Below are 16,256 nucleotides of genomic sequence, written 5' to 3'. Positions count from 1 at the left end.
ATTTGAGCGAGATCAATGCCTTAGGGCAATTTTTGATGTCTAACCCCTCAACATGGGGGGTTATCGCCAGAACCACTTCCTGCACTCTTGGCGACGTGCTTCAGGTGAAATGCCGACATCGACGAGTTGGTTACTGTCAAGCTCGGATAAACACCTGCGTTGGTGCGCACGCTCGATCCATCGAATCAGTTGATGGAGAGGGACCAACATAATACCTATAAAAGCTTGAACTCGTGTTTTTCTCGCATTCATGTAGTCTATATATCGAGCTATCACGCTGCTCATAATCGATTTCTTGGAACGACCTAAGTGAGGAAAACGCACATATGCGACACATGCCGTCACTTAATGCGCTACGCGCCTTCGAAGCCGCCGGCCGTCTGGGCCTGATGAAACTCGCCGCCGAGGAGTTGAACGTCACCCACAGCGCCATCAGTCGCCAGATACAACATCTGGAAGAGGTCCTGGGCACACCGCTCTTTGAAGGGCCGAAACATGCCCCAAAACTCACCGAAGCAGGCCGGATATTGATCCCGGGCCTAAGTGCGGCCTTTGACCAGATCGACGCGACTGTTCGCCTCGTGTCCGATACTCAGGATGGTGTGCTGGACGTTTCTTGCTTGGGCACCTTCCTGATGAAATGGCTTATCCCGCGGCTCCACCGTTTTCGAAGCGACCATCCGTCGATTGATGTCCGCTTGAGCACGGCGGATTCCCCGGTAGATTTCTCGCGCGAAAGCTTCGACGTTGCTATTCGAGTGGGCACGGGTCCATGGCCCGACGATTGCGAAGTGATCCCCTTATTTTCCGAACGATTTGGTCCAGTCCATGCCGGAAATCTGCCAGCAGACGGCGGTAGTGTCATGCGTTTACCGAGGCTGAGCACGCAGACAAGACGTTCTGCCTGGGTCGACTGGACTCGGCTGTCTGGCATCAAGGCAGGGGCGGAAAGTGGTACTGAGTTCGAGCACTTTTACTTTATGCTTGAAGCGGCAGTCGGCGGCCTTGGAATGTGCATCGCGCCATGGCCTCTGGTTGCTGACGATATAAAGGCCGGCCGCCTGATTGCGCCTTTCGGTTTCACAGAAAGCGGACAGAGCTACGTGGCGCTACGGCGCCATCGCCGTAACACGAAGGCTTCAACATTCTGCGAGTGGCTTAGGAAGGCCGCAACCGAATTCGACAGGGAGTCAATCACGGATATGGATCATTTCGCCGCCGGCGCACGAGAAATGTCTTCGATCAGTCTTGCCAGTAAATAGATTCGAGGGGCGATAAGCGCCTCTTCAATGTACTCATCGCCAGCAGTGTGTGCACCGCCGCCAACGGGACCTAAGCCATCGAGCGTTACAGTCCCAGCGGCGGAAGTGTAGTTGCCGTCTGTCCCTGCGCCGCTCGCTTCCGTTTTCAGCTCCATGCCGATTTCGCGATAGATCGACTGCGCACGCTCGACTAAGCGACTTGTTTCATCTGTCAGAGGAAAGGGGGGGCGCCCGCGCTCCAAGGAGGTTTTGATAACTGAGCAGGGGAAAAGCTTACTGTTCGCTGCAAGCCCAGCTGCTTCCTCTTCCAGACGGTCAAATTCATTCGGCCGCAACACACGCACGTCAGCCTGAGCTTTCGCCTCAGCAGGAATAATGTTGCTGCGCTCGCCCCCGCTGAGGAGCGTGAAGTTAAAAGAGGTATCTAGATCGAGCCGTTCGAGCTGCCTCATCTGAACGATCTGGTACGCGATTTCCGCTACAGCGTTGCATCCCTTCTCAGGCTCGGCGCCCGCATGTGCGGCCTTTCCAGCAACCTCGATGCGGAAATAGCCTATGCCTTTCCTTGAAAGGACAATGCGATCATCGGGCGTACCAAACTCAAGAATGAAAGCAACGTCACTCTCCATGGCCATTGATCTGATCAGATCCTTTGATCCTGCAGATTGCTTCTCCTCGTCCGTCGTGGCCAGAAGCGTCACCATGCCGAAGTTGTCCCGCCCAGCTTCTCGGAGTAGGCGGACGGCCATCAACGCCATGGCAATGCCGCCTTTATCATCGAGAACACCAGGCCCATAAATCCGGCCAGCATCTCGTCGGAAGGGGAAGGTTTGAAGAATGCCGGGGGGATAGACGGTGTCCATATGCCCGACAAGGAGGACGTTGGTTTTGCCCATCCCCTTCCACCGAGCCACAAGATTATTGCCAGGCCCTTTTGTCGCCGGGATTAGCTCTATGTCACCACCTAGCGCATGAACTTGGCGAGATAGTTCATTTTGCATTGCGAGCAGCCCCGCCTCATCAAGGGATGGAGACTCAATTTCGACCATCCGTCGCGTGGATTCGATAAACGGATCGACCAATTCCCTCGCGTTCTGTTCCAGGCCAGAGAAATTTTCTTCGCTCATCGTGGGACCCATCGTGTTTCCAAGGACAGCGCACACGAGCACCGCGTAGCAGGCAGCTTTCCGTCTCATGCTCAACTCTCTCCTAGAGCTTATGGATAATTGCATCTGTGAATTGGACGGTAGTGGCGGAGCCACCCTGGTCGGGGGTGCAACGCGCGGGGTCACTTAGGGCTGTGTCGATCGCCTGTTCGATCGCCGTCGCGGCTTCAATCAGCTCGGGACGCCTCGATCGGTGGCCTAGCCAATTCAGCAGCATTGCGGTCGAAAGAATTAAACCGGCCGGGTTGGCGCAATTCTGCCCCGCGATATCTGGTGCTGAACCGTGTGCAGCTTGTGCCATTGCTCGATCGGCACCCGCATTCAGCGACGGCGCCATACCCAATCCACCGGCTATCTCGGCCGCTTCGTTGGACAGAATGTCCCCGAACATGTTTGTCGTGAGAACGACATCGAACTTCGCCGGCGCCCGCACTAGGAGCGCAGCTGTAGCGTCGACGAGTTGTTCTTCAATCTCAACCGACGGAAACTCGACGGCAACAGAGCGGACTGTCTCAAGAAACAGCCCGTCGGACAGTTTTAAAACATTTGCCTTGTGTACGACGGTGAGCTTTTTGCGCCTCGTCGAAGCCAACTGCAAAGCCTCACGGGCGATCGCCCGGCTTGCCCCTGACGTGATCTTGCGTAGCGCAAACGCAGTTTGAGGATCGGGCATAAATTCGCCCGATCCCGCATACATCGTTCTGCACGCATAGAACCCTTCGGTATTTTCCCGCACCACAACGAGATCGATATCGGCGCCGTCAGCAGCCACCCGACGCCGCCTGCAAGGACGGAAATTTGCGAAAAGGTTCAATCCCGTTCGAAACTCGGCCGATGCGTTGATCCCACCTTCAGAGGGCGGCGGGTAGCTGAACGTGGAAAGGGGAGCCAGTACGATACCATCAGCCTGTTCGGCTGCTCGCCGGACGGAGGAGGGCAGGGTGCTACCCTCGGTCGGCAATGTCGTTAAGCCGACCGATCGTCGCTCCAATGTGAGGCCCAGTTTGCGCTCTGCGTTCAAATGACTAAGAATGCACGCGCACGACGCAGCTATTTCAGGCCCGATGCCATCCCCTTCTAGGATAAGAATGTCCATGTTTGCCAGTCAGCTAACGCTGTCCCTTGCTGAATCCCGGGCAAGCGCCGCATCATAACCAACCTCTCGGAAGATCTCCGAGACTGGTGTGATCATGTTGTCCGCTTCCATTGAGCGGTCGTTCTCCAGAAGAGAACGGCAGACCTGCCGCATAGCAAAATGAGCTGCTCGAAGAAGATGGTTAGCGTGGATAACGATATTGGCGCCACGGGCGTGCAGGTCTTCAGCCCGCACATTGTTGTAAGTCGTCGGGACGCAAATCACCGGCTGGGTGAACCCCAGCTCCCTGAAGCGATCCAGGAATCGAAGGACGCTTGTAGGCTCGCGCTCTTTGGAATGGATCATGACACCATGCGCGCCATGATCCACGTAAATGCGAGCTCGACGCAATGCATCCTCCACCGTCTCCCCGGCGATCAGGCTCTCCAGGCGGGCGAAAATTCGGAAGTCGGGCGACAAGAGGACCTTACGACCCCGGTAGAGCTTTCGCCCGAAGGTTTCCGGATCTTCAAGGACGTGCGAAGAAGTCAGCGACAAACTGTTACGCTTGGGGTGCTGCTTGTCCTCCACCACTACCGCGCTAACGCCGGCACTTTCCAGACGGGCGCACAAGTATTCGAAGGCGTTGGCATCGCCACCCGTGTCACCGTCGACTATCAACGGTTTCGCACTGGCACCGAGAATTTCATCGATGAGTTCCAAGCGCCGTTCCAGCGCGTAAAGTTCCATGTCGGGAAGACCCCGGGCGGCAGAACTCGTGAGGCTCGAGACCCACAGCGCGTCAAAATGACGGCTTTCGACGCCATTTCCTGCCGTCTCGCTCGATATCAGGGCGGAAATTCCGCTATGGGCTTCAATCGCCCGCACTAGCCGTCCAGCTGAAAGCAACTCCTTGAGCTGAGCTCGCCTCTTCTCGGGCAGAATTCTGTTCGCCATGGTCATTGAACTGAACCTCCAGCTTGGATTCGGCCTTGCTCGGCCAGACGTGAAGCCACCAACGGTAGCAGCCCCCCTGCGTTGATCATCTCCAGCATTCTCGCGGGCGGGGGCGAGAATGCAGCTGAGCGGCCGGGACCTTCGATCCGGCCGGCATCGAGATCGATGGTTACGGCGTCGCCTTCTCCGGCATCTAAGTCTGCGACCTCTACGGCAATAAGACCCAAGTTCCACGCATTCCGAAAGAAGATGCGACCGAAGCTGGGTGCGATGACGGCTCGTACGCCGGCGGCCAGAAGCGAGCTGGCGGCCTGCTCTCGTGAACTTCCGATACCGAACGTTGTTGAGCTGGAAATGACGTCCCCCGGCCGAAACGTCTCAGCAAGGCCGGGAAAGATGTTTTCAAACACATGTTTTGCGAGCTCGGACGTGTCCGTGAACATGTGCTTATAGCGACCTGGGATAATGTCATCGGTTGAGATCACCCGGTCGATTCTGCGGACGCGCAGAGGTCCAAGCTTGGTCATATCATCAACTCCGTGAGCTTTGGCACTTCGCCACGGATGGCTGTGTGCGCCGCCACGAGCGGGGAGGCGAGGTAGATTTCCGCCTCTGGATTCCCCATACGCCCCAGGAAATTGCGGTTCATCGTGGAAAGCACGCGGTCGCCGGATGCGGGAATGCTGCCTTGCGTGCCAAGACAAGCGCTGCATCCAGGCGGAGAGATGATCGCGCCTGCTTTTACGAGTTGGGAAATGTAGCCCCGCTCCATAGCCTCCAGGTACACGCGCTGCGAGCCGGGCGTGACAAGACATTGAACACCGGCTCGAACCTTGGCGTCGCTGAGAACTGCGGCAGCCTCGGCGATGTCTTCAAGCCGCCCATTGGTGCAGGTGCCAATGAAGACATAATTGATTTCAAGCCCCTCGCAGTCACTGATGGGCACTGCGTTGCCCGGCGAATGCGGCTTGGAGATCATCGGTGGAAGACCATCGATATTCAGGCGGATGACGCGCGGATCATCAGCTTCCGGAAGATCGATAGGCTTCATGTTTTCAGGTCGGCCGGGACCCGGAGGAAGAAAAGTGCATTTGGCGCCCATCTCCACGCCCAAGTTTGCAACGCTTGCGCAGGAATCGAGTCCGAGATCGTCAAACCACTCTCCCGTCCACTCGACCGACTTGTAGAGGAATGGCAATTGGCTGTTTTCTGCCAATGCAAACAGAGCGACGTCGCGAGCACGCGCTGCAGATCCCGGACGGCCAAGTGCGTTGATCCAAACCGTATCGGGAACTCTAAGCCAGGTTTCACCGGTCACCATTGCCGCAGCGCAATCGGAGGCTCCCATTCCCAACGATAGACATTGCGTTGCGCCACCGGTGCATGTGTGAGAATCCGAACCGATAACGATCGTGCCAGGTTCGTACCAACCTTCCTCGAGCGCAACGACGTGGCTGATGCCTTCCCCCGCGCGAAACACCCGAACGCCCAGCCGCTCTGCAAGGCGCTCCGCTTCACGCAACCGCGCTGCAATATGCTTATCAGGGGCGATAACCGAGTGGTCGAAAAATATGCCGACACGCTCGCGATCAAAGACTTCGGCGAAGCCGTGTTTGGCAAATAGTCCGGCAATCGTCGGAGAGTTACCATCCTGAAGATAGACGCGATCGACGTTCGCTGTCACGAGATCGCCCGGGGACACCAGGTCACGCTTCGCGTGACCTGAGATGATTTGTTCAACGAGCGTGGGGGTGCTCATTGGGCTGCCTCCACCGGAACCAAATGTTCGTGACCCTTATAGAGGTCACAGAACTGGTCGGGGGTGAGTGCCGCACCTTGCCGGATAGCGACCGCGCGCACCTCGCTCAGGCAAGTCGCCAGCTTATCCTCGTCAACCGGAATACCGTTGTTTTCGAGTACGCTGCGTAATGTTGCGCGACCAGAATGCTTTCCAATCACATAGCGACGGACGTTGCCCACTTCTTCCGGAGTGAAGGGTTCGAAGGTGCTGGTGTTTTTCAGCATACCGTTGACGTGGATTCCGGACTCGTGGGCGAACACGTTGTCGCCGACGACTGGTTGCCAAGCAGGCAGGGGCTGGTGGCTGGCGGCCGCGACCATCTCCGCGAGCTCCTTAAGATGCTCGGTATTGATGCCGACGTCACGCCCATAAAGATGCTTGAGCGCCAACGCCATTTGGGCCAGATCGGGCATACCTGCCCGTTCGCCCATGGCGTTCACGCAGACATGGAAATAGCGAGCTCCCGCGTTGAGGCCAGCCAGTGTGTTGGCGACCGCCAACCCAAAGTCGTTATGGCAGTGGCATTGGGTATCAATGGACGTCACTCGTCCAACTGCCTCGACTCGCCGGCCGTACTCTTCTGGTGAGAGAATGCCGACGGTATCGGAAAGACGAAGCCGATCTGCTCCAGCTTCGGTAACCGCGCCGGCATATTCCTGGAGGAAAGAGATTTCGGTTCTGCCGACATCCTCCGCGCTTATCGAGACAAACACATTCCGGTCTTTACAGTACTTAATAATCTCCGCTGCCCGTTGAAGCAGCCAGGGACGATCTTTTCCGACGCTGCCCTTCAGGTGGATGGTCGACGTCGGCAGGCCGATGTGAACGGCCTCGAAACCCATATCGATGGTCGCGGCGACATCTTCCATGATCCCGCGGTTCCACCCGATCAATCGGACCTCGTCCTTGCGCTCGAGCATGGCGTGAAGGGTGGCAAGTTCCTCGCCACCCATAGCAGGAATGCCCGGCTCAACCCAGCGAACGCCGGCCTGAATGAGCTTGTCCAGAATTTTGAGTTTCGTTTCCTTGGAGAAGGCCACGCCGGGAGCCTGCTCGCCATCGCGCAACGTGGTGTCTTCGAGAATAATATCGTGCCTAATCATCGTAACCGCCTCCCTGTTTCCGTCATAAAACTGTCACAAAAGATAGACAGCGGGGCTTTCGTATCAAACGACGATTCCGCACTTGCTACGTTCCAGAACGGCTAGAACGTTGATTCAATTCACTCTTCAGAGAGAAAATTCTCAATTTTAACGAGCATTTACGGGGTTTGGCGTGCAAGATGGTGTAGGTTTGTATGCCCGCAGGGTACTTAGGTACTGCTTGCATTCAACCGGCACAAGAATATCGACAGGCTTCGATTTGAACGGACAAACGCCGCCGGCGTGCCCAACTCGGCTCCTACGAGGAGAAGGTGAAATTTGAGCGCCTGGAAGGATGGAATAAGGCTTGAATGGGACTGATGGTCATTCCCGGGGGGCCGATATTCCTTGTCGGGCTGTTCGTTCTTTTTGTTTCAATTTTTGGGTGATCGGTATGAAGCTGATGCAGGCGGAGCAGATTCCCGCATTCGTCGAAGATGTCATCAAAGCTGGTTGCGATATTTGTGCCATTGGCCATGGACGTTATGTGCTCGGTGAGATCGAGGAACTGAATGCAGCACGGGAAGAACTCGCGCGCATAAATGAGGTTTATGGAGATCGTGACTTTCTGCTTCCGGAGATCGTGAGCTATTTGCGGTCGCTTGGCCGATATCTCGATGTTGGATCCTTGGACAACGCATTGGACTGAAAACGCAAGGCTGAATTAGATAGCAATATCAATGACTTAGTTCCATAATGTTGATTATGCGATTCATGAATTGAATGAATTTCGAGCCAGTTTGGACCAGTGAACCGCCCTCTGCCTCGCGCGACCATGGACCGCACCGCACTGCTCGGAGATGGTATCCCTCCGCCAGGCTCTACGGCGCGATTCTGTCGGAAATCGTCTCGGGGATTTTCTGGTAAGCCTTGTGGCGCGGCGAAGCCTTCCGCCAGACCGTAAATGGTAGATTCCTGCCATGGCACATTTTTCAGGAACGGATCGTTCGCAACTGCTGCTTCTGCCCGAGGCGGTTAATGAAATCGCATACAGGGGTGGCTAGTCTTGAAGCGCGACGGGCTTCAAAGCTTGCATCAATAAGCTTAACGCCTTTCCTGCCTCATCGCTTGTAGCGTCAACATCGAGACGCAATTCAGCTGTGCGATAACAGGAGAAGGCTGAGCCAACCACTGCATGGACCGTGCCTTCGTCCAACCGGGCCGCCTGTGGGTTCAGTAAGCAGCAGCGCGAAGCTGCTTCAGCCTGCAGGTGATCCATCACCTCTAACTGTCGAGCCATGAGCGACGGTGTATTCTGGATGAGCTTCTGTACTTCGCGTTCATGCTGAGCGACGTCTGAACGGCACTCGATAGTGCTAACCCGGAGTGCTAATCCAAGCGCTTCCCAGAGATTATCGGTACGCAACACCTCTTGTAGGGCGTTCAGGAACCGATCTTCGAAAGCGTACGTAGCCTCCAAAAGAACTTCGTCTTTCGAGGAGAAATATCTGAAGAACGTTCGTGTCGACATGCCGACGTCGGCAGCAATGTGTTCGACAGTTGTCTCATGAAAACCTTGATCTCTGAAACGCGCCAGGGCGGCGGCGCTGATCTGCTCTCTTATCGCGCGTTTCGCGACTTCTCGAAATTTCAGAGGTTGATTCATCAGAAAATGGTATCATATGCCGAATGAGTCATCTAGTGACACATTTGTCGTTTCAAGCCATTGCGTGTATATGTTGCGTTCAATCGCATCGAAAGGAAGAAACATGGTAGCGAAAATCCTCCTACTCGGAGCAACCGGCCGCATCGGGTCAAAGTTAGTCCAAAACTTCGAAAAAGACCATGAAGGCATCGACGTGAGACTTGCCACAAGCCGCCCGGAAGTGGCTGAGAAATGGCGAGCGGAAGGCCAAGACGGTGTCGTTTTGGATCTTAATGACCCTTCGACCTTCCCCGCCGCGCTGGCAGGTGTGGACCGTCTATTCCTGTTGACGGGCTACACGGCGGATATGCTGTTTCAGAGTAAAAAGATGGTCGATGCTGCCGTTGAGGCAGGCGTGAGCCACATCGTGCATCTTGGAGTGTTTACCTCGCGCCGTGATGATCAACCGCATTTCGCCTGGCACGACATGATCGAAACCTATATCGAGGCAAGCGGTATCGCTTGGACGCACCTGCACCCCAACGTCATAACCGACTCGAGCCTTGTTACTGATCCTCCCATCAGTGAGACGGGATCATTTTCAGCATATCCAAACAACGTTCCAGTTGGTTGGGTTTGCGCTGCGGACATTGCCGCTGTTGCAGCGGTTGTGCTCCGCGAAGGCCCAGAAAAGCACGGTGGCGCTAACTACTTCCTGAGCGTCGAAGTGTTGAAGGGAACGGAGGTCGCCGACATCCTTTCCGCTCATCTCGATCGCGAGGTCAAATACATGCCACTTGATGCTGATGCCCTACGGAAGGCCATCGCGGCGATACCTGACGCGTCTAGTCGTGCCTACATGGAAAGTGCCGTTATTACTATGGAATTGGCGGCGGCTGGCAAGCTTGCGTATCAGGCAGTTGCTCGTGACGATGTGCAAAAAGTGCTGGGCCGACCGGGGACGACAATGGCTGAATGGGCGAAACAGAACTTGAGCTAAGCTAACTAATCACCATCAGCGACTAAAACCTACGATAGATCGCTGGAAGCAAGGCGTCTGCATCCGGCTGCTGAAATCGGGAAGCCCGGTCGCAGCCAGCATTCTTGCGGGACAACCGGGGCGCACTTGTCGCAGCATTTGCAGAGGCGGTTACCACGTCGAAGAAGGATCAGTGTTGCACCATCCACGTGTCAGCGCCAGCTCAGTGGTGTAGAGTTGTTGCAGGCTTTGGAGTTTTCGAGACAACAGTTCCGGGATATTTATGCGGGAAATTATCTTTGCTATTACTGCCTTCTTCTTCCTTTCCATCGCCGGGAATGCAGCCGCACAGCCGTGGCAAAGCACCGATCCTGCATCTTCCGGCTGGTCGATTGATGGGCTGAAGGAGGCTCAGGACTATGCCGCCACCCTGAAGCCTACGGCCGTCATGGTGGTGCAGGACGGCAAGGTAATCGCTAGTTGGGGTGATGTGTCCCGCGAGGTGAATGTCGCCTCCGTTCGCAAGAGCCTGTTGAGCGCGCTTTACGGCATCGCAGTTTCGGAAGGTCGGATCAGTCTCGCCAGCACCCTTGCCGATCTCGGCATTGACGATAAGCCCCCGGCCCTGACGGCAGCCGAGAAGCAGGCGTCCGTGCGCGACCTGCTTATGTCGCGATCGGGAATCTACCACGTCGCCGCTTATGAAACCGCCGATATTCGCCAGAAGCGACCCGAGCGCGGCAGTCATACGCCCGGCTCGTTCTGGTTCTACAACAATTGGGATTTCAACGCCCTTGGCACGATCTACCGGCAGCAGACCGGCGAAGATATTTTCCAGAGCTTCGCGCAGCGGATCGCCGCGCCGATCGGCATGGAGGATTTTTCGGCGCGTGACGGCAGCTATTCCCTCGAAAAATCATCGGTCCATCCAGCCTACCCGTTCACTATGAGCGCCCGCGACCTTGCGCGGTTCGGACAGCTTTTCCTCAACGGCGGCGAGTGGGGCGGCCGGCAGGTTATTCCCGCCGCTTGGGTGCGGGAGTCCACCACGGCGCTGTCGCAGCCATCCGACCATAATAGCGGCTACGGCTATATGTGGTGGACGCTGCGCGCCGATCAGTGGGGACAGGACGGCGCATTCAACGCCGGCTATGGCGGGCAGGTCGTTGCCTATGTGCCGGAAAAGCGGCTCGTGATCGTGCAAACCGTGGACCCAGCTCAGAACCGACGCGGCATAGAGATGCGGGATTTCTTCCAGCTCATGCGTAAGATCGTCGCGGCTGCACCTTAAATCTGGAGGCATCGTGCAGGTGTTCGCATTTCGTTTCCTAGTTCTTGTTGCGTGGCTTGTTTTTTCATTCACCGGAAACGCGAGTGCACAGCCGTGGCAAAGCACCGATCCTGCATCTTCCGGCTGGTCAGTTGATGGGCTGAAGGAGGCTCAGGACTATGCCGTCACGCTGAAGCCTACGGCTGTCATGGTGGCGCAGGACGGCAAGGTGATCGCCAGTTGGGGTGATTTGTCCCGCAAGGTGAACGTGGCCTCCGTCCGCAAGAGCCTGTTAAGCGCGCTTTATGGTATCGCAGTTTCGGAAGGTCGGATCAGTCTCGCCAGCACCCTTGCCGATCTCGGCATTGACGATAAGCCCCCTGCCCTCACGGCGGCAGAGAAACAGGCGACCGTGCGCGATCTGCTCATGGCGCGATCCGGCATCTATCATCCCGCCGCCTATGAAACCGGCGACATGCGGCGCAACAGGCCGGAGCGCGGCAGTCACGCCCCCGGCACCTTCTGGTGGTATAATAATTGGGACTTCAATGCGCTCGGCACGATCTACCGGCAACAGACCGGCGAGGACATTTTCCAGAGCTTTGCGCAGCGGATCGCCGCGCCGATCGGCATGGAGGATTTTTCGGCGCGGGATGGCAGGTATATCGCCGAACGTCAGTCGGAGCACCCGGCTTATCCGTTCAATCTGAGTGCCAGAGACGCGGCCCGCTTCGGCCAGCTCTTTCTTGATGGTGGCCGGTGGAACGGTCGGCAGATCGTCCCGGCCTCGTGGGTGAAAGAGTCCACGACCGCTTATTCCGCCACCGATCGCGGAAGCATGGGATATGGCTATCTTTGGTGGACGCTGAATCCGGAAGTCTTCGGCCCCGGCGCTGCCCTTGCATCCGGGTATGGCGGCCAGGCCATCGCTATCGTGCCGTCAAAGCGGCTGGTGGTCGTGCAGATCGTGGACCCGGCCCAAAACGCGAAGGGTGTCCGGACAAGCAATTTCGTCAACCTGTTGCAGCAGATCGCCGCCGCTGCGCCTTGACGGACCATGCAGGGGACGCCAAGGGCGAAAAATCAGCTTAGCGGATGGGGCTTCGGTGCATCGGCCCTTCTGCACGTCCTCGCGGTTGCGGTAATCTTGCTGCTACCCGATCGGCCGCAATTCAGGCCCCCGCACGAGCAAAGTGTTGACGTGGAAATCGTGACCCTTCCGCCGGCGGAAGAAAGGCACGAGCTGCCACAGCGGGTTTCCCCGTCTGAAACGGGCGTGACACCGCAGGAAAACATGCCGGAAGATCGTGCAGAGACGCCGACGATTCCGCAGGTGGCGCAGCCTCACGATGAAACGCCGGCGATGGTGAAGCCGTCGAGCATGTTGTCCGAGAAGGTTCTTGCCGATCCCCGAAGCCGAAAGGCGAGGAAGGAACTGGCGGCGCTTGCGCCTGCCGATCAGATCGAGCAGCTTTGCGGGCTGGAAGCCATGGCGCAAGTTGGTACATGGAGCAAGGAGCTTCGACCGGATCGCGTCGTCGCCTATGCGATGGCGGACCCGAAAATGGTGGGGAACGCTTTTTCGGCTGACGGCGCGGCGCTACACAGCAAGCGGGACTGGTTCAAGCTTCAATTCAAATGTGAGCTGACCCCAGATCACAAAAAGGTCGCAGCGTTTGAGTTTCTGGTGGGCGATCCGATTCCCCGGAAAGATTGGGCTGACCACAGCCTTCCCGATGAGAGCGGATCGCTCGATTGAATGGCCGCTCCTATCCCTCATTTGCCAGCACAAGGCAGGAATAGGAATGGCTCTTGAGCGCCTTGCAGGCTGATGCGGCCGAGGATCGGTTATCGAACCCGGTGAACCGTGCGCGGTAGAGAGTGGCCGCGTTGCTTTTGATCCTCTGCGTATAGGGAGAGATTTCGCTGAACCCGACCAGGGCATCCGATTGAGCCTTGGAGAGCAGGTTTTTCGCGGCCTTGTCCGAGTCCGTCGCGGCAATCTGGATTTCCCATCGGCCGCCATTGCCGGCGGCGGGCATTGCATCGGTTGCCTGAATGGAGCCCGTCACGTCTGCGCTGACCGAAGCCACCTCGATTCCCTCCGTTCGATCCGGCGAAGTCGGGAGAGGGATGTTCGATAGATCGAAATCATCCAGCACCGAAGCCTGTGCAATTGCAGAACGACCGAGCAGGGACGCGGCCGGCATTGCTGCATCGAGTAGCGCAGCCATGCGCGCATCGCGACTACGGGCGGTCTTGCCGCCGAGGACGACGCCAACGACATGCCGGCCGTTGTCATTCACGGCGCTGACAAGGTTGAAGCCGGAGGCATTCGTATAGCCGGTCTTGATGCCGTCCATTCCCTTGTAGCGATACATGAGATTGTTGTGGCCTGTGATCTTGCGGCCCCGAAACACAAAAGAGCGTTCGGAAAAAAGGGCGTATTCCTTCGGGTAATCCCGCATCAATGCGACGGCGAGCGTTGCCATGTCCCGCGCCGTTGTCACCTGCCGGCTGTTCGGAAGCCCGGAAGCATTGCGAAACGTGGTGCGGTTCATGCCGAGTTGGCGGGCCTTTCGCGTCATGGCAGACGCGAACTTCTCTTCCGATCCTGCAAGATGGTCGCCCATCGCTTCGGCCGCATCGTTTGCAGATTTGACGATCATGCCGAGCACCGCCTCGCGCACGGTGAAGGTTTTTCCGGCCGGGACACCAAGTTTTGTTGGAATGGTTGCAGCCCCGTTCTTCGTCATGGTGATACGCTGATCCCAAGAAAGGCGGCCGTCATGCAGCGCCTCGAAAGTCATATAGAGTGTCATCATCTTGGTGAGCGACGCAGGATGATTCAAAACGTCTGCGTTCTTTGAACTCAGAACCTTGCCTGTATTCGCGTCTAGAATGAGATCAGCATATCCCGCATGGGCTTGAGCGGAGTAGAGTATGATATTCAGTACAAACGCGAGAAGGGTCTTTATTAGAAAACTCTTTCGCACGCTGCTGGATACATTGCCCATTGTTTGCCACCCTGACACTGATTTTTATGGTGGCCAAATTATTAGTGCCGCAATTCCGCAACATGAATGCTAAAATTTTATAAGATCGATTCATATTTAAGAAAGCATGAATCTCACGTCTGTCGCAGGTTTGGGGGAGTTTAGCGGCGAAAGCACACAAGGTAGGTTCATGCGTCTATTCAGCATCATCATTACGGCCCTTTCCCTTTTTTCAGTCGGGGCGACCGCTCAATCATCTCGGCAACAGTTCACAGTGCCGACAACCAACGGCGCAGTTCTTGTTGAGAGCTTCGGGGATTGCGCGAACGCAACCTGCCCGGCTGTTCTAATCTTGAGCGGCAGCAGGGGCTTTGGAGCGTCCGTTTACGGCGAGATAGGGCAGACGCTCCGAGCAGCGGGTTTGAATGCGTATCTCGTTCATATCCTGTCAGCGGCCGACCTCGACGCCATCGCTACGGCGGGCAGCGCGCGGGCGCGGATAACCCATTATGCGCAGCGGTTGCCGGACTGGATTTCCGCCGTTCAAGATGTAGCCGCCTATCTCGACAGTCGACCACGCCACGACGGCAAGGTAGGTGTTCTCGGCATTTCCCTAGGTGCGCAAATCGCGGCGGCGGCTTCGGCTGGGCGATCTGACATTGACGCCTTGGTGCTGGTCGATGGCGGTTTCCCAAGCGGCTATTCGCAGCCTGTCCACTCATTGCCACCCCTTCATTTGATTTGGGGCAGTGCCGATCAGACGTTTCCCTTGTCCATTGGCCGGGAGCTGCAACGGATGGCACAGCAGCTTGGCGGCCCTGTTACCCTTGATGTTTACGAAGGCGGGGCGCACGACTTTTTCTTGAAGTCAGGGACGCGCAGTGCCGGCGCAGCTCACCAGAGCGCGGCCGAGTTTCTAGCGGGATACCTGTCGCGGTAGGACGGCGATCCTTGATCGTTGCCCATCAGACAGTTGGAGCAATTGGAGTTGCGGCAGGCGTCGCCGCCAAGAAATGCAGCAATTTAGCCGGTTAGCCCCGACATTCGCAGCAACGCTATTCCGAGCGCGGCCGAAATCACGGTCAGCGAAATTGACGCAAACAAGCGGTAGATTTTCTCTTGTGAGGTCAAGAGGAGATAGATTGAAGCGATCGCGAGATAGCATATCGACGCGAGGGCGCCATAGGCCGAATATTCGTCAGACAAAATCCACGTCGCCAAAGCCACGAAACCACTGATATTGAAAACAAGTTCGAGCTTTTTCAAACGACACCTCAGAACATCTACTGACAATTCTAAGGCATTGTCTCCCTAGTGCAACGTAGGCTTTGTCATGGGTAACATTTTCACAGATGCGTTGACGACCTTGCGGAGTTTCCGCCAATCAGGAAGGTCTCTTTCGTTCACCCTCTCTTGTATCGCCGTAAGTATCCAGCCGACGCAAGCTATGTCATTTGCCGCTCTGTAGGCGTCTGAGCGTGCAAAACAGGCGGTTATGCGCGGTCGAGCATCGCCATTGTCTTTCGGGATACCGGCGATAAGCTCTCGTGCTTCTCTATATGCGGAGGCGATACGTTTGCGACCGTCGGGACCGCTTTGCCCAATCATGGCCACGGTCCAAGCCAGCGTCTTTGTCAGGTGTTCGGTCTCATCAGTTATCAAATAGAAGTGCCTCTCGGTCTATCTGCACCACGGCTCACGTCGGCCGCTCCATGTTCTAGCAAGTCCTTCCCGTACCAACTGGTCTCCCACATCTCGGCCATTGACCGAAAGTGCGGCTAGGGTGCGTCCGTATCGGTCTTCGCCCTGTCGATGAATTTGCACGCGCTGCCCCTGAAGAATTTCGGCCAGCCGGCTTTTCGAGCTAAATGCCAGGTCGATTTCGTATCCGCATTTGCCCTCCAGCTCTGGGGCGTCAATGTTGAAGATGCGAACGCGCTCTATACTACGGCTCTCGATCCTGATTGTGTCGCCATCCCAAACCCCGACTTGAACGGGTTCGCACTGGAAGGCACAAAGCATG

At 56.7% G+C, this 16,256-nt stretch carries 18 protein-coding genes; 7 read left to right on the top strand and 11 right to left on the bottom strand.

Translation table 11 applies throughout. From position 1 onward, the window contains the following. Positions 1-60 precede the first annotated feature (60 nt). Complete coding sequence (locus J2X71_RS38225) at positions 61-210, bottom strand: DUF1127 domain-containing protein (RefSeq protein ID WP_405049801.1); 150 nt, start codon at positions 208-210, stop codon at positions 61-63. 116 nt (positions 211-326) lie between these two features. Between J2X71_RS38225 and J2X71_RS37150 the strand changes: the two genes are divergently transcribed. After that, positions 327-1,262: a LysR substrate-binding domain-containing protein gene (locus J2X71_RS37150; protein ID WP_310390415.1), complete on the top strand. Its 936-nt coding sequence runs from the start codon at positions 327-329 to the stop codon at positions 1,260-1,262. Here J2X71_RS37150 and J2X71_RS37145 read toward each other — a convergent pair. The 6 genes from J2X71_RS37145 to J2X71_RS37120 all read right to left on the bottom strand — a co-directional run bounded on the left by J2X71_RS37145 (position 1,208) and on the right by J2X71_RS37120 (position 7,364). Then, complete coding sequence (locus J2X71_RS37145; RefSeq protein ID WP_310390414.1) at positions 1,208-2,389, bottom strand: glutamate carboxypeptidase; 1,182 nt, start codon at positions 2,387-2,389, stop codon at positions 1,208-1,210. The two genes, J2X71_RS37150 and J2X71_RS37145, sit on opposite strands and share 55 nt — an antisense overlap. Before the next feature lie 82 nt (positions 2,390-2,471). Further along, a complete protein-coding gene (locus J2X71_RS37140) occupies positions 2,472-3,524 on the bottom strand; it encodes an isocitrate/isopropylmalate family dehydrogenase (RefSeq protein ID WP_310390413.1) in 1,053 nt (350 codons plus the stop codon). Between the two features lie 9 nt (positions 3,525-3,533). Next, positions 3,534-4,466, bottom strand: coding sequence for an isocitrate lyase/phosphoenolpyruvate mutase family protein (locus J2X71_RS37135; protein WP_310390412.1), 933 nt, complete (start codon positions 4,464-4,466; stop codon positions 3,534-3,536). Beyond that, positions 4,463-4,987, bottom strand: a complete 525-nt coding sequence (locus J2X71_RS37130) for a 3-isopropylmalate dehydratase (RefSeq protein WP_310390411.1) — start codon at positions 4,985-4,987, stop codon at positions 4,463-4,465. The genes J2X71_RS37135 and J2X71_RS37130 overlap by 4 nt, the downstream gene beginning before the upstream one ends. Further along, positions 4,984-6,219 (bottom strand): aconitase/3-isopropylmalate dehydratase large subunit family protein, encoded by a 1,236-nt coding sequence (locus J2X71_RS37125; RefSeq protein ID WP_310390410.1) that lies wholly within the window; start codon positions 6,217-6,219, stop codon positions 4,984-4,986. The genes J2X71_RS37130 and J2X71_RS37125 overlap by 4 nt, the downstream gene beginning before the upstream one ends. Further along, positions 6,216-7,364: a homocitrate synthase gene (locus tag J2X71_RS37120; protein ID WP_310390409.1), complete on the bottom strand. Its 1,149-nt coding sequence runs from the start codon at positions 7,362-7,364 to the stop codon at positions 6,216-6,218. Before J2X71_RS37120 ends, J2X71_RS37125 begins: the two co-directional genes overlap by 4 nt. Before the next feature lie 442 nt (positions 7,365-7,806). On the opposite strand from J2X71_RS37120, the gene J2X71_RS37115 reads away from it, so the two are divergent. After that, a complete protein-coding gene (locus tag J2X71_RS37115) occupies positions 7,807-8,052 on the top strand; it encodes a hypothetical protein (RefSeq protein WP_310390446.1) in 246 nt (81 codons plus the stop codon). 351 nt (positions 8,053-8,403) lie between these two features. Here the strand turns inward: J2X71_RS37115 and J2X71_RS37110 are convergent, their stop codons facing one another. Beyond that, positions 8,404-9,009: a TetR family transcriptional regulator gene (locus J2X71_RS37110; RefSeq protein WP_310390408.1), complete on the bottom strand. Its 606-nt coding sequence runs from the start codon at positions 9,007-9,009 to the stop codon at positions 8,404-8,406. Positions 9,010-9,112: 103 nt separating this feature from the next. On the opposite strand from J2X71_RS37110, the gene J2X71_RS37105 reads away from it, so the two are divergent. The 4 genes from J2X71_RS37105 to J2X71_RS37090 all read left to right on the top strand — a co-directional run bounded on the left by J2X71_RS37105 (position 9,113) and on the right by J2X71_RS37090 (position 12,996). Next, on the top strand, positions 9,113-9,988 hold the full coding sequence (locus J2X71_RS37105) for an NmrA family NAD(P)-binding protein (RefSeq protein ID WP_310390407.1): 876 nt from the start codon (positions 9,113-9,115) through the stop codon (positions 9,986-9,988). 262 nt (positions 9,989-10,250) lie between these two features. Further along, positions 10,251-11,258: a serine hydrolase gene (locus J2X71_RS37100; protein ID WP_310390406.1), complete on the top strand. Its 1,008-nt coding sequence runs from the start codon at positions 10,251-10,253 to the stop codon at positions 11,256-11,258. A 13-nt stretch (positions 11,259-11,271) separates the two neighbouring features. Next, entirely contained in the window at positions 11,272-12,288 is a 1,017-nt protein-coding gene (locus J2X71_RS37095; RefSeq protein ID WP_310390405.1) for a serine hydrolase, read from the top strand. A 150-nt stretch (positions 12,289-12,438) separates the two neighbouring features. Then, entirely contained in the window at positions 12,439-12,996 is a 558-nt protein-coding gene (locus J2X71_RS37090) for a DUF930 domain-containing protein (protein WP_310390404.1), read from the top strand. Between the two features lie 10 nt (positions 12,997-13,006). Here the strand turns inward: J2X71_RS37090 and J2X71_RS37085 are convergent, their stop codons facing one another. After that, positions 13,007-14,254: a serine hydrolase gene (locus tag J2X71_RS37085; RefSeq protein ID WP_405049798.1), complete on the bottom strand. Its 1,248-nt coding sequence runs from the start codon at positions 14,252-14,254 to the stop codon at positions 13,007-13,009. A 169-nt stretch (positions 14,255-14,423) separates the two neighbouring features. Between J2X71_RS37085 and J2X71_RS37080 the strand changes: the two genes are divergently transcribed. Continuing rightward, on the top strand, positions 14,424-15,173 hold the full coding sequence (locus tag J2X71_RS37080) for a dienelactone hydrolase family protein (RefSeq protein ID WP_310390403.1): 750 nt from the start codon (positions 14,424-14,426) through the stop codon (positions 15,171-15,173). A gap of 83 nt (positions 15,174-15,256) precedes the next feature. Here the strand turns inward: J2X71_RS37080 and J2X71_RS37075 are convergent, their stop codons facing one another. Together J2X71_RS37075 and J2X71_RS37070 are read right to left on the bottom strand one after the other, a co-directional pair. Then, entirely contained in the window at positions 15,257-15,499 is a 243-nt protein-coding gene (locus tag J2X71_RS37075) for a hypothetical protein (protein WP_310390402.1), read from the bottom strand. 414 nt (positions 15,500-15,913) lie between these two features. Beyond that, complete coding sequence (locus J2X71_RS37070; RefSeq protein WP_310390444.1) at positions 15,914-16,255, bottom strand: thermonuclease family protein; 342 nt, start codon at positions 16,253-16,255, stop codon at positions 15,914-15,916. Position 16,256: the final 1 nt, after the last annotated feature.

It is taken from the genome of Rhizobium sp. 1399 (assembly GCF_031455475.1).
GTDB lineage: Bacteria > Pseudomonadota > Alphaproteobacteria > Rhizobiales > Rhizobiaceae > Rhizobium.
The sequence above is the reverse complement of the archived record's forward strand: the minus strand, read 5'-3'. Positions and strand labels throughout refer to the sequence as shown.

What these genes read in the sequence shown, in the direction of transcription:
- J2X71_RS38225 (WP_405049801.1), bottom strand. Translation starts at nt 210, where the DNA reads ATGTTGGTCCCTCTCCATCAACTGATTCGATGGATCGAGCGTGCGCAC.
- J2X71_RS37150 (WP_310390415.1), top strand. Translation starts at nt 327, where the DNA reads ATGCGACACATGCCGTCACTTAATGCGCTACGCGCCTTCGAAGCCGCC.
- J2X71_RS37145 (WP_310390414.1), bottom strand. Translation starts at nt 2,389, where the DNA reads ATGAGCGAAGAAAATTTCTCTGGCCTGGAACAGAACGCGAGGGAATTG.
- J2X71_RS37140 (WP_310390413.1), bottom strand. Translation starts at nt 3,524, where the DNA reads ATGGACATTCTTATCCTAGAAGGGGATGGCATCGGGCCTGAAATAGCT.
- J2X71_RS37135 (WP_310390412.1), bottom strand. Translation starts at nt 4,466, where the DNA reads ATGACCATGGCGAACAGAATTCTGCCCGAGAAGAGGCGAGCTCAGCTC.
- J2X71_RS37130 (WP_310390411.1), bottom strand. Translation starts at nt 4,987, where the DNA reads ATGACCAAGCTTGGACCTCTGCGCGTCCGCAGAATCGACCGGGTGATC.
- J2X71_RS37125 (WP_310390410.1), bottom strand. Translation starts at nt 6,219, where the DNA reads ATGAGCACCCCCACGCTCGTTGAACAAATCATCTCAGGTCACGCGAAG.
- J2X71_RS37120 (WP_310390409.1), bottom strand. Translation starts at nt 7,364, where the DNA reads ATGATTAGGCACGATATTATTCTCGAAGACACCACGTTGCGCGATGGC.
- J2X71_RS37115 (WP_310390446.1), top strand. Translation starts at nt 7,807, where the DNA reads ATGCAGGCGGAGCAGATTCCCGCATTCGTCGAAGATGTCATCAAAGCT.
- J2X71_RS37110 (WP_310390408.1), bottom strand. Translation starts at nt 9,009, where the DNA reads ATGAATCAACCTCTGAAATTTCGAGAAGTCGCGAAACGCGCGATAAGA.
- J2X71_RS37105 (WP_310390407.1), top strand. Translation starts at nt 9,113, where the DNA reads ATGGTAGCGAAAATCCTCCTACTCGGAGCAACCGGCCGCATCGGGTCA.
- J2X71_RS37100 (WP_310390406.1), top strand. Translation starts at nt 10,251, where the DNA reads ATGCGGGAAATTATCTTTGCTATTACTGCCTTCTTCTTCCTTTCCATC.
- J2X71_RS37085 (WP_405049798.1), bottom strand. Translation starts at nt 14,254, where the DNA reads ATGGGCAATGTATCCAGCAGCGTGCGAAAGAGTTTTCTAATAAAGACC.
- J2X71_RS37080 (WP_310390403.1), top strand. Translation starts at nt 14,424, where the DNA reads ATGCGTCTATTCAGCATCATCATTACGGCCCTTTCCCTTTTTTCAGTC.
- J2X71_RS37070 (WP_310390444.1), bottom strand. Translation starts at nt 16,255, where the DNA reads ATGCTTTGTGCCTTCCAGTGCGAACCCGTTCAAGTCGGGGTTTGGGAT.